11 protein-coding genes are annotated in these 11456 nt (G+C 71.5%); 8 read left to right on the forward strand and 3 right to left on the reverse strand.

What is annotated here, in order from left to right:
- Nucleotides 1-253: 253 nt before the first annotated feature.
- Complete coding sequence (gene ilvD / locus ACWC2B_RS37775) at nt 254-2104, forward strand: dihydroxy-acid dehydratase (RefSeq protein WP_450724837.1); 1851 nt, start codon at nt 254-256, stop codon at nt 2102-2104.
- Nucleotides 2105-2135: 31 nt separating this feature from the next.
- Here the strand turns inward: ilvD and ACWC2B_RS37780 are convergent, their stop codons facing one another.
- Nucleotides 2136-4331 carry an outer membrane protein assembly factor BamB family protein gene (locus ACWC2B_RS37780; protein ID WP_450724839.1) on the reverse strand — a complete coding sequence of 732 codons (2196 nt, stop codon included), beginning with the start codon at nt 4329-4331 and terminating at the stop codon, nt 2136-2138.
- A gap of 166 nt (nt 4332-4497) precedes the next feature.
- On the opposite strand from ACWC2B_RS37780, the gene ACWC2B_RS37785 reads away from it, so the two are divergent.
- Entirely contained in the window at nt 4498-4767 is a 270-nt protein-coding gene (locus ACWC2B_RS37785; RefSeq protein WP_450724855.1) for an SH3 domain-containing protein, read from the forward strand.
- Between the two features lie 56 nt (nt 4768-4823).
- On the opposite strand, the gene ACWC2B_RS37790 is transcribed toward ACWC2B_RS37785, so the two are convergent.
- Entirely contained in the window at nt 4824-5240 is a 417-nt protein-coding gene (locus ACWC2B_RS37790) for a DUF6463 family protein (protein ID WP_450724841.1), read from the reverse strand.
- 236 nt (nt 5241-5476) lie between these two features.
- Between ACWC2B_RS37790 and ACWC2B_RS37795 the strand changes: the two genes are divergently transcribed.
- From ACWC2B_RS37795 to proC, 6 genes are all read left to right on the forward strand, one after another.
- The gene (locus tag ACWC2B_RS37795) at nt 5477-6046 is read left to right on the forward strand and encodes a TetR/AcrR family transcriptional regulator (protein ID WP_450724843.1); all 570 of its coding nucleotides are present in this window, start codon (nt 5477-5479) and stop codon (nt 6044-6046) included.
- A gap of 26 nt (nt 6047-6072) precedes the next feature.
- Nucleotides 6073-6570: a hypothetical protein gene (locus ACWC2B_RS37800; protein WP_450724845.1), complete on the forward strand. Its 498-nt coding sequence runs from the start codon at nt 6073-6075 to the stop codon at nt 6568-6570.
- Between the two features lie 378 nt (nt 6571-6948).
- Complete coding sequence (locus ACWC2B_RS37805) at nt 6949-7716, forward strand: class I SAM-dependent methyltransferase (protein ID WP_450724847.1); 768 nt, start codon at nt 6949-6951, stop codon at nt 7714-7716.
- Nucleotides 7717-7901: 185 nt separating this feature from the next.
- A complete protein-coding gene (locus tag ACWC2B_RS37810) occupies nt 7902-8756 on the forward strand; it encodes an ABC transporter ATP-binding protein (RefSeq protein ID WP_450724848.1) in 855 nt (284 codons plus the stop codon).
- Between the two features lie 52 nt (nt 8757-8808).
- Nucleotides 8809-9546: an ABC transporter permease gene (locus ACWC2B_RS37815; protein WP_450724849.1), complete on the forward strand. Its 738-nt coding sequence runs from the start codon at nt 8809-8811 to the stop codon at nt 9544-9546.
- 173 nt (nt 9547-9719) lie between these two features.
- On the forward strand, nt 9720-10529 hold the full coding sequence (gene proC, locus ACWC2B_RS37820; protein ID WP_450724851.1) for a pyrroline-5-carboxylate reductase: 810 nt from the start codon (nt 9720-9722) through the stop codon (nt 10527-10529).
- A 4-nt stretch (nt 10530-10533) separates the two neighbouring features.
- Here the strand turns inward: proC and ACWC2B_RS37825 are convergent, their stop codons facing one another.
- Nucleotides 10534-11016, reverse strand: coding sequence for a hypothetical protein (locus ACWC2B_RS37825; RefSeq protein WP_450724853.1), 483 nt, complete (start codon nt 11014-11016; stop codon nt 10534-10536).
- Nucleotides 11017-11456: the final 440 nt, after the last annotated feature.

The following is an 11456-nucleotide window of genomic DNA, read 5'->3' on the forward strand; positions in this document are numbered from 1 at the left end:
CCAGGGGGTACCCCCATCGAGGACGCTCCGGCGCCTTGCGATCGCACGCACCAGACGCCCCGGCCTGATCCGGGCGGGGTTCAGACACAGGCTCTTAAGGCGCGAACGGGGTCTGGGGCGGAGCCCCAGGGGCGCCCCCTCGGCGGGGGCCAAATGGCGAACCCCCGGTCCCGCCATTCGGACACCCTGTCCAGATGGCGGAGCGGCGGCGTAGGCTCACAGACAGCCCCCTGTCTGAAGGAGACGAGCGACGATGCCCGAGCTGAGGTCCCGCACAGTCACCCACGGCCGCAACATGGCGGGCGCCCGCGCCCTTATGCGGGCCTCCGGTGTAGCGAGCGAGGACATCGGCAAGCCGATCATCGCCGTGGCGAACAGCTTCACCGAGTTCGTGCCGGGCCACACCCACCTCGCCCCGGTCGGCCGCATCGTCAGCGAGGCGATCCTGGCCGCGGGCGCGGTGCCCCGCGAGTTCAACACCATCGCCGTGGACGACGGCATCGCGATGGGCCACGGCGGCATGCTCTACAGCCTCCCCTCGCGCGACCTCATCGCGGACAGCGTGGAGTACATGGTCGAAGCGCACTGCGCCGACGCCCTGATCTGCATCTCCAACTGCGACAAGATCACCCCCGGCATGCTGATGGCGGCGCTGCGCCTCAACATCCCCACCGTCTTCGTCTCGGGCGGCCCGATGGAGTCCGGCAAGGCGACCCTGGTCGACGGCACGGTCCGTACGCTCGACCTCGTCGACGCGATCTCGGACGCCGTGAACGACAAGATCTCCGATGAGGACATCCTCCGCATCGAGGAGAACGCCTGTCCCACCTGCGGCTCCTGCTCCGGCATGTTCACGGCCAACTCCATGAACTGCCTGACCGAGGCGATCGGACTCTCCCTCCCCGGCAACGGCTCGGTCCTCGCGACCCACACCGCCCGCCGGGCCCTGTACGAGAACGCGGCCCGCACGGTCGTGGAGATCACCAAGCGGCACTACGAGGACGACGACCACTCCGTCCTGCCCCGCTCCATCGCGACCCGCGCCGCGTTCGAGAACGCGATGGCGCTCGACATCGCCATGGGCGGCTCCACCAACACGATCCTGCACCTGCTCGCCGCCGCCCAGGAGGCCGAGCTCGACTACGGCCTCAGCGACATGGACGCCATCAGCCGCCGCGTCCCGTGCCTGGCCAAGGTCGCCCCGAACGTCGCCAAGAACCGTACGTACTACATGGAGGACGTGCACCGCGCCGGCGGCATCCCCGCGATCCTCGGCGAGCTGTACCGCGCGGGCCTGCTCAACGAGGACGTCCACACCGTCCACTCCCGCTCCATCAAGGAGTGGCTGGACACCTGGGACGTGCGCGGCGGATCCCCGTCCGACGAAGCGGTCGAGCTGTGGCACGCGGCCCCCGGCTGCGTCCGCTCGGCGACCGCCTTCTCGCAGTCCGAGCGCTGGGACACCCTGGACACCGACGCCGCCGAGGGCTGCATCCGGGACGCGGCGCACGCGTACAGCAAGGACGGCGGCCTCGCGGTCCTGCACGGCAACCTCGCCGAGGACGGCTGTGTCGTGAAGACGGCCGGCGTCGACGAGTCGATCTGGACCTTCGAGGGCCCGGCCGTCGTCTGCGAGTCGCAGGAGGAGGCCGTCGACAAGATCCTCCGCAAGGAGATCACCCATGGCGATGTGGTCGTGATCCGCTACGAGGGCCCCAAGGGCGGGCCGGGCATGCAGGAGATGCTGTACCCGACGTCGTTCCTCAAGGGCCGTGGCCTCGGCAAGACCTGCGCGCTGATCACCGACGGCCGCTTCTCCGGCGGCACCTCGGGCCTCTCCATCGGCCACGCCTCACCCGAGGCGGCGTCCGGCGGCACGATCGCGCTGGTCGAGGACGGCGACCGCATCCGGATCGACATCCCCAACCGTACGATCCAACTCCTCGTCCCCGAGGCTGAGTTGGCGACCCGCCGCGAGGCACTGAACGGGGTGTACGCCCCGAAGAACCGCGAGCGCAAGGTGTCCGCCGCGCTGCGCGCCTACGCGGCGATGGCGACCAGCGCGGACCGGGGCGCGGTCCGCGACGTGACGAAGCTGGGCTGAGCCCCGTACGGGCACCCCGCCTGACGGAGCGTCACCAGCTCCCGATGTCCCCGGGATCGACCGCGAAGACCGACCCGTCGGGGGAGGCGGCATACACCCGCCCCCCGGCGGCGAGCGGCGTCGGCAGGGTGGGTGTGAAGGTGTAACGCCCGTTGTTCATGCGGGGGTTGGTCTGCCCGGCGAGTACGCCCTTGCGCGCGTCGAAGGCGAGCAGTCGGCCGTCGGCGCCGGTCAGATACACCTGGCCGCCCGAGGCGACGGGCCGTGAGGCGCGCGCCACCCCCGTGTCGAGCCGCCACTTCTCGCCGCCGCGCACGGAGTCGACCGCGACCAGCGCCCCGCCCGCCCCGAACAGGTAGACCGCGTCCCCGTCGACCCCGGCCTGCGCCTGGTCGAGCGGTGCGGTGAGCGCGGCGCGGCGGGCGGTGTGGGTGGCGGCGTCGAGGCGTACGACGGCCGAGGTGAACCCGCTGGGGTCGGTGGCAAGCAGGAACACGGCCTTGCCGTCGGCCGCGACGGGCCGGAGCCGCCCGTCGGCCCGGGCCTGCCAGCGCACGGACCCGGTGGCGGGATCGAGGGCGGCGACGGAGGTCGAGCGGCCGTCGGCGGAGGGAGTGGCGACGTAGGCCACCCCCGCACCACCACCGGCGGGAACGACGAACTGAGCCCGAGGCCCTCCGATCGCCTTCCGCCAACTCTCCTTGCCCGTAACGGAGTTGAGTGCGGTGACGTGTCCGTCCGCCGTGGCGAGCAGCACGGTGTCGCCCGCGGGGTGCACTCCGGAGTACGCCGATACGTCGGCGGACCACACCGGCTTCCCGGTCCCGGCGTCGTACGCCCGCAACGGTCCGCCCGGGGCCCGCACCAGGACCCGCCCGCCGGCCACGACGGGGGTGAGGTCGTCGGAGAGTGGCTGCCCGCCGCCCCCCGCCACCGACCAGAGAACCTTCCCGCCGACGGGATCGAGCCGGGCGGCGGCGACCCCGGGCGCGGCGCAGTACAGAGCACCGCCACCCGCATCCGCCGAGCAGAAGGCCGTACGATTCCCGTCCCCCGTGGCGGCCAACTGGGCGCTCCAGGGCCGGAATTGGGCCGCCGCATGCTGTTCCGGGGCGGCGACGGTCCCGGTGCCGTCGGGCAGCGCCTGAACGGCGACCACGCCTGCGCCGACGAACCCGATGAGCACGGCCGCGGCGACGGCCCAGCGGGCACGCCGACGCGAGGGCGCAGGGGCGGCGGGGGCAGACCCATCGGCGGATTCGCCCGAACTTCCAGCGGACTTGGGGGACTTGGCGGACTCGGGGGACTCGACGGACTTGGAAAACTTGGCGGAACCAGGGCCCTGGATCTGAACAGGATTGCGGAACCGCTGCGTAGGAATATGGGCCTCGGAGCCGTAAGCGGCGGACCGGAGCGCGGACATCAGCTCGTCCGGGGTGGGCCGGTCGTCGGGATCCTTGGCGAGGCAGCGGCGCAGCACGGGCGCGAGATCCTCGGGCACCCCGTCCAGGTCGGGCTCGTTGTGGACGACTTGGTAGGCGACGACGTACGGCGAATCGGAGTCGAAGGGCCCGCTCCCGGTGGCGGCGTGCACGAGCACGGCCCCCATGGCGAACACGTCGGCGGCGGGCCCGACCTCGCGAGGCCGCTGGAACTGCTCGGGCGCCATGAAGGGCGGCGTGCCGATGAGCTTCCCGGTCTCGGTCCGCAGATCGCTGTCGTACGGCCGTGAGATCCCGAAGTCGATGACCTTGGGCCCGTCGGCGGCGAGCAGCACGTTGCTCGGCTTGAGGTCGCGGTGGACGACTCCGGCCCGGTGGATGTCGCGCAGGGCTTCGGCGAGTCCGGCCCCGAGCCGGCGCACCTCGTCGGCGGGGAGCGGCCCGTTGTCCTTGACGCGTTCGGCGAGGGTGGGGCCCGGGATGTGGACGGTGGCCATCCAGGGCCGGGCGGCATCGGGGTCGGCGTCGACGACGGAGGCAGTGAAGGCCCCGCTGACCCGCCGGGCCGCCGACACCTCCTGCCGGAACCGGGCCCGGAACTCCGGATCGGCGGCGTGCTGGGCGTGCACGACCTTGACGGCGAGCCGCATCCCGGAGGGAGAGGTGGCCAGGTGCACCACACCCATCCCGCCGGAGCCGAGCACGGATTCGAGCCGGTAGGCCCCGACGGATTCCGGATCCTCGATGCCCTCCGCCCCGAACCCGATACTGCGCGGCGAGGCCATGGTCCACCCCCGAGTGTCCGTTGTACGCGCGCGTCCCGGCGGAGCCTAGTCGATGGGGCGTACGAGCCCGATGGGGCTTGCTAGCCTGCGTGTTGCACGCAGAGTGAAACCGATGGGGGAGCTTCACATGGGATCAGAATCAGCCGAATCCGTGTCGTCCGCGTCCATGCCGTCCGCGTCGACCGGGACCCAGCGCTACCCGGTGGCCCCCGGCTACGAACTGAACGTCCGCAGCGGCCCCGGCACGGGCTACTCGATCATCGACGTCCTGCCCCAGGGCGCCACGGTCCCGGTGAACTGCCAGACGCCGGGCACCCAGGTCTCGGGCCCGTACGGCACCTCGAACATCTGGGACAACATCGGCAACGGCCGATTCGTCTCGGACGCGTACGTGAAGACGGGGAGCGACGGGTACGTGGCGCCGCGCTGCGGGTAGCCGGGACCGGCCACTTCGGCGAGGTGGATCCGCACGACACCCCTCTGCGGTGATCCCTACGGCGTCCGGACGGTGCCGGAGCGGGGCGCGGGTTCGTCGCGACGGGCGGCGCGTCGGATCCCGACCAGCAGGAGGACGTCCGCGCACAGGAGGATCGGCCACGGCGTGGCGACCAGGACCGCGGCGCCGACCACGGTCCAGATCACCAGTGCCCAGGCGAGGAACGGCGGAGGCGCCATGCCCCGGCGGTCCAGCCAGAGCACCATCAGGCCGATCAGGAAGAGTGGCACGCCGAAGCTGTCCACGCTCAGCCACCACGCGCTGTCCGCCGCGTCCATCGCGGCGAAGTCGGCCCCCCACAGGCCTCCGCCGAACCACGTCCCCGCGTGGCGCGCGGCTCCTTCCAGCGTCAGGGCGAGGAGTGTGTGTGCGGCGCCGAAGAACACGATGAGCCGGCCTGCCCACTTGATCATGTGAACTCTCCATTTCCCGCGATGAAGCCGCTTCCCGCGATGAAGCCGCTTCCCGCGACGAGGCCGCGAGGCGACGGGCGGCGGGTGGGCGGCGGGCGCGGGCGGCAGCAGGAAGCCGCCGTCTCCACCCCCTCCGCCACCACCCTTATACGATGGCGTACAAGATGAGGCTAGACCCGTTGTGCGGCGCCGTACAACGCCTTGGTGACGGGTTCGGAAGTGAGGTGGGACACGCCATGGGCGCACTGCGCACACCGCCCGAGAAGTGGGTCGAGCAGGGCCTGCGGGCGCTGGCCGAGGGCGGTGTCGACGCCGTGCGCGTCGAGGCCCTGGCCAAGGCGCTCGGCGTGACCAAGGGCGGGTTCTACGGCTACTTCGCCGACCGGGACGCCCTGCTCGAACAGATGCTGGACACCTGGGAGCGAGAGAGCGTGGACGACGTGCTCGACCGCGTCGAGCGCGAGGGCGGCGACGAGCGGGAGAAGATCCGGCTGGCCGGCCAACTGACCCTCTCCGAGCGGCTGCTGCCCATCGACCTCGCGATCCGCGACTGGGCGCGCCGGGACGAGGCGGTCGCCGAGCGCCTGCGCCGCGTCGACAACCGGCGCATGGGACTGCTCCGCGAGAAGATCGGCTCCTTCTGTCCCGACCCGGACGAGGTCGAGGCCCGCGCCCTGCTCGCGTTCTGCGCGGCTATCGGCCACCACTTCCTCGCCGCGGACCACGGCGGCCGCCTCCGCAGCGAAGTCCTGGGCCGCGCCTCCGACCTGCTGCTCGACATCCCCCACGACGGGCCCGGCCACTGAAAGTGCGCCCGGGGATAATCGACTCCATGAGCGAGAACAAGGGCGAAGCCGCCGAGGGCCCCCAGCCCGAGCCCATCCGTTTCTTCGGCACGACGTGGGTGGACCACGACAACGGGTACGGGCTGCGGCGGGCCGGCGCGGCGATCGGCTCGCTCGCCGCGGCGGTGGCGGCGTGCTTCGTCCTGCGCTTCGCGTACGAGGGCCTGCAGCTCTCGAACACCGGCACCTTCGTGAACGTGCTGGTGGTCGTGATGTTCGCGATCTGCAGCGCGCTGGCGTTCCGCAAGACGTGGGACGGCTTCTCGGCCCGCCCGGCCGACCCGGAGGCGGACCGCTCGCTCCAGGGCCTGAAGGCCATCGGCTTCATCGGCTCGCTGCTGGCCTACTTCTTCCGCACGTTCACGGAGGCACCCGGCGAGGGCCTGCACCGCGAGGAGTACGAAACGGCCCGCGCCCAGTACGCCCGCCGCAAGGGCACCCGAACGGGCAACCCGTCGGCCAGGAAGAAGCCGAAGCGGAAGTAGGGCGGGGCCCCGCCCAGGGTGACAACGGGGACGGGCCGCGTGCCGAGCGGCAACACAGGCGTCCGGGAAGGGCCGACCGGGCGGGTGGCAGAGCACGCCGCCTTCGGGAACGGGGCCGGGGGCGAGTGTCAGAACGCGCCGCCTCCCGGACCAGCGGACCGGGCGGTTCGCAGAATGTGCCGCCTTCCGCAACCGTCGGTCGGCCGGATGGCAGAACGTGCCGCTCCCGCAATCGCCGACCGGGCGGGTGTCAGAACGCGCCGTCTCCCAGACCAGCGGACCGGGCGGTTCGCAGAACGTGCCGCCTCCCGCAACCGTCGGTCGGCCGGATCGCAAAACGCGCCCCCAAGCCATCACCCCGCCCGGCAGACTCGCCCCATGACAACCCGCGCCCTCTCCTTCAACGCCGCCGCAGCGCAGTACGCCGCGAACCGCCCCTCGTACCCCCCGCTCCTCCTCGACGCATTGGAGGAGCTGGCCGGACGCCCCCTGAAGAACGCCCAGGTCGCGGACGTCGGCGCCGGCACCGGCATAGCCACCAGCCTCCTGCACGCCCGCGGAGCGAAGGTCACCGCGGTGGAGCCCGGCGACGGCATGGCCGCCGAGTTCCGCAGGAACAACCCCGGTATCCCGCTGGTGAGGGGCGACGGCAACAACCTCCCCCTCGCCACCGCATCCGCGGACTTCATCACGTACGCCCAGGCCTGGCACTGGACCGACCCGGCGAAGGCGGGCCCGGAGGCCCGCCGCGTGCTGCGCGAGGGCGGCGCGCTCGCCCTGTGGTGGAACATCTCGGACCACTCGGCGGAGTGGGTCGCCGCCCAGGACGCCCGCCTCCACGACTTCTTCAAGCCGGACAGCAGTGACCTCTTCCGGCCGCACAACGGTGAGGGCGAACAGCGAGGCGGCCACCCCGGGACCGACGTCTCCGGCCTGGACTTCACGGACCGCCGTATCCCCCACACACGCAAGGTCCCCCTCGCCACCCACCTGGCGAACCTGGGAAGCCACTCGGCGTTCCTGGTCCTGGGCGAGGCGCGGACGAGGCGGTTCCTGGCGAGGGAACACGACGTACTGAGCGAACTCTTCCCGGACGGCACGGTGGAGGAGCGCTACGTGGTCCACCTGAAACTGGCGCTCAACTGACCGCGGGCCCCATCAAGACCCCCGAACCCGGAGCCACACCAATCCCCACACGAAGCGCCCGCCCCCCGGTCACCCCCGACCCCCACGGTCACCACCCGCCCCCCGATCGCCACCCGACCCCCCCGATCAACCGCCACAGCCCCCGATCCTTGACGCCCGAACCCGACGGGCGCACTATTCATCACATGGTGAATTATGACCCGAACCCCACGGGTAACAGCACCACCCCAGGGCGCAACACCAAGCCAGCCACCTCAGGCACTCAAGGCGCTCCGGGCACCCAAGCCGGCCCCGCCGTAACAGCCCGAGCCCTCACCGTCGTACGAGGCGGACGTCAGGTCCTGAAGGCCCTGGACTTCACCGTCCCGCGCGCCCGCATCACCGGCCTCCTCGGCCCCTCCGGCTGCGGAAAGTCGACCCTGATGCGCGCGATCGTGGGTACGCAGGCGAAAGTCACCGGCACCCTCACCGTCCTCGGCAGCCCCGCGGGCACCCCCGCCCTGCGCGAGCGCATCGGCTACGTCACCCAAGACCCGTCCGTCTACCAGGATTTGACGGTTCGTCAGAACCTGGACTACTTCGCAGCCGTACTGAACCCCGGCCGAGCCCACCGCGCGGCCCGCGCCGAAGCGGTCACCCGGGCCATCACCGACGTCGACCTCACCAGCCACGCCGACGACCTCGCGGGCCGGCTCTCCGGCGGCCAGCTCAGCCGCGTCTCCCTGGCCGTCGCCCTGCTCGGCACCCCGGAACTGCTCGTCCTGGACGAACCGACCGTGGGCCTCGACCCCGTACTGCGCCGCGACCTCTGGAACCTCTTCCACACCATCGCCGCCACCCGCGGCACCACCCTGCTGGTCTCCTCGCACGTCATGGACGAAGCGGAACGCTGCCACCGCCTGCTCCTCCTGCGCGAAGGCGCCCTCCTCGCCGAGGACACCCCGGACGACCTGCGCACCCGTACCGGCACCGAAACCGTCGAGCAGGCCTTCCTCCACCTCGTGGACGAGGCCGCCACCCACCCCGAGGCACCCCGATGACGGAACCAGGAGCCACTCCCACGACCGCCGCAGCCCACCCCGAGGCCCGCTCATGACCGCATCCCGCACCCTCGCGACCGCCGCCCGCGTCCTGCGTCAGCTGCGCCACGACCCGCGCACCATCGCGCTGCTCCTGATCATCCCGTCCCTGATGATCATCCTGCTCCGGTACGTGTTCGACGGCAGCCCCGCCGTCTTCAACAGCATCGGCGCCTCGCTGCTCGGCATCTTCCCGCTGATCACGATGTTCCTGGTGTCCTCCATCGCCACCCTGCGCGAACGCACCTCGGGCACCCTGGAACGCCTCCTCGCCATGCCGCTGGGCAAAGGCGACCTGATCGGGGGGTACGCGCTGGCCTTCGGCGCCCTGGCCGTACTCCAGTCGCTCATCGCGACGGGCATCTCCGTCTGGCTGCTCGACCTGAGCGTGGTCGGCTCCCCGTGGCTGCTGCTCCTGGTGGCCCTGCTGGACGCCCTGCTCGGCACGGCCCTGGGCCTGTTCGTCTCGGCGTTCGCCGCGTCGGAGTTCCAGGCGGTCCAGTTCATGCCGGCGGTGATCTTCCCCCAGCTCCTGCTGTGCGGCCTGTTCACCCCGCGCGACGCGATGCAGCCGGTCCTGCGCTGGATCTCGGACGTCCTGCCCATGTCGTACGCCGTCGACGCCATGACCCAGGTCCTCCACCACCCGGACGCGACGGCCACGTTCGCGAAGGACACCGGCATCGTGGCGGCGATCGCGCTCCTGGTCCTCACGCTGGGCGCAGCCACCCTGCCCCGCCGAACCCTCTAGGGCCTGCCCGGCGGACCTTGTCCGGGACGCGCTACAAGGCCTGGGCACCTCGACGGCGACCGGATCCGCGGGACGGACCCCAGCCGTACCGCCCATCGGACGCCCCCTTCAGGCACTCGCCCCCGATGCGAGGATGACGTCAGGAAACGCCGCACCACCTGGAGGGTGACCGCATGACCCAGACCGTCGCAGTCCTCGGCACCGGCAAGATCGGCGAGGCCCTCCTCAGCGGAATGATCCGGGCCGGCTGGCACCCGGCCAGCCTGCTCATCACCGCCCGCCGTCCGGAGCGCGCCGCGGAACTCAACGCCCGCTACGGCGTGGACGCGGTCACCAACGCCGAGGCCGCCAAGCGCGCGGACACCCTGATCCTCGCGGTGAAGCCCCAGGACATGGGCAGGCTCCTGGACGAGCTGGCCCCGCACGTCGCGAGCGACCGCCTGGTGGTCAGCGCCGCGGCCGGCATCCCGACCTCCTTCATCGAAGCCCGCCTCGCCGCCGGCACTCCGGTCGTACGCGTCATGCCGAACACGCCCGTACTGGTCGACGAGGGTATGTCCGTGATCAGCGCCGGCAGCCACGCGACGCCTGAGCACCTCGCCCATACGGAGGAAATCTTCGGCGGAGTGGGCAAGACCCTGCGCGTACCGGAATCCCAGCAGGACGCGGCAACCGCCCTCTCCGGCTCGGGTCCGGCGTACTTCTACTACCTGGTCGAGGCGATGACCGACGCGGGAATCCTCCTCGGTCTGCCCCGCGCCCAGGCGTACGACCTGATCGTGCAGTCCGCGATCGGCGCCGCGGTGATGCTCCGCGACAGCGGCGAGCACCCGGTGAAGCTCCGCGAGGCGGTCATGTCCCCGGCGGGCACGACCATCAGCGCCATCCGCGAGCTGGAGAACCACGGCGTACGGGCCGCCCTCATCGCAGCCCTGGAAGCCGCCCGCGACCGCAGCCGCGAACTGGCCTCCGGCAACAGCTGACCGGTTACGCCTTCTCGCGCGGCCGCCGCACCACAGCGGCGGCCACACCCCCGCCGACCAGCGCCAGCGCGCCCCCGCCCACCAGGCTCAGCACCCCAGCGGGGGTATGCGGAAGAGCCGTCCGCGCAGCTCGGAACACGCTGTTCCCGTCCCCGGCTGAATGACTGTCCCCGGCCGGATGACTGGCGGAGTCCGTCCCGTGGCCGCCGCGCGACGGGACTGCCCGCACAGCCCGCAGGTCAGCAGCGAGCCGCCTCCCCTCCCGGAACTTCTCCTCAAGCCGAGCCAACTCGCCGGACGAGGCGAGGCCGGCCCGCGCCCGCTCGATCTCGACCCGGGTCTCCTCATTGACCGTGTCGACGACCCGCAGCCGCATGCGGGCGACGTGCTCGTCACCGTCCACGGCGTAGGCGGCGCCGGACCCCACGGCCATCCCCAGCACGAGGAGGGTCGCAGCGGCCACGGCAATCCGAAGAAGAGACCTCATACCTGCCAAGCTAGGGCGCACGACGGGACCACCAGATCGGCCGTCCCGCCAGGCCTGCCTCAGCCAAAAGCACGAGGTCCAAGGCGTGCGAGCCCCCTGGACGAGACCTCCGCCGGCCCCTGGCCGAGGGTTGACACGGCCATCCCCGGTACGTAGTGTTCTCCGAGTTGTCCGACGTGAGCGCCGACTCCGGTCGGTCCCCGGACAGCCATTCCGCATCAACCACTTCTTATGAACGACACCTCGTCGTCTCGTTTTTCGTGCGCTTTTGCGAAATGAGGAATCCGCGTTCGAGAACGCACCCCGATTGGCGTCGGGGGCCAGGATTCCGCTAATGTCTCACTCGTCGGAACGGCCCAACAGCCGGGAAGACAAGCCGACTTGGACCCGGGAGACCGGAAATCAGGCCCGAAAGGATCTGATAGAGTCGGAGCCGCCGG

This window comes from Streptomyces sp. NPDC001415 (assembly GCF_053597395.1).

Coding starts and splice junctions, on each gene's coding strand:
- ACWC2B_RS37815 (WP_450724849.1), top strand. CDS start 8,809: ATGACCGCATCCCGCACCCTCGCGACCGCCGCCCGCGTCCTGCGTCAG.
- ilvD (WP_450724837.1), top strand. CDS start 254: ATGCCCGAGCTGAGGTCCCGCACAGTCACCCACGGCCGCAACATGGCG.
- ACWC2B_RS37805 (WP_450724847.1), top strand. CDS start 6,949: ATGACAACCCGCGCCCTCTCCTTCAACGCCGCCGCAGCGCAGTACGCC.
- ACWC2B_RS37790 (WP_450724841.1), bottom strand. CDS start 5,240: ATGATCAAGTGGGCAGGCCGGCTCATCGTGTTCTTCGGCGCCGCACAC.
- ACWC2B_RS37795 (WP_450724843.1), top strand. CDS start 5,477: ATGGGCGCACTGCGCACACCGCCCGAGAAGTGGGTCGAGCAGGGCCTG.
- ACWC2B_RS37780 (WP_450724839.1), bottom strand. CDS start 4,331: ATGGCCTCGCCGCGCAGTATCGGGTTCGGGGCGGAGGGCATCGAGGAT.
- ACWC2B_RS37825 (WP_450724853.1), bottom strand. CDS start 11,016: ATGAGGTCTCTTCTTCGGATTGCCGTGGCCGCTGCGACCCTCCTCGTG.
- proC (WP_450724851.1), top strand. CDS start 9,720: ATGACCCAGACCGTCGCAGTCCTCGGCACCGGCAAGATCGGCGAGGCC.
- ACWC2B_RS37800 (WP_450724845.1), top strand. CDS start 6,073: ATGAGCGAGAACAAGGGCGAAGCCGCCGAGGGCCCCCAGCCCGAGCCC.
- ACWC2B_RS37810 (WP_450724848.1), top strand. CDS start 7,902: ATGGTGAATTATGACCCGAACCCCACGGGTAACAGCACCACCCCAGGG.
- ACWC2B_RS37785 (WP_450724855.1), top strand. CDS start 4,498: ATGCCGTCCGCGTCGACCGGGACCCAGCGCTACCCGGTGGCCCCCGGC.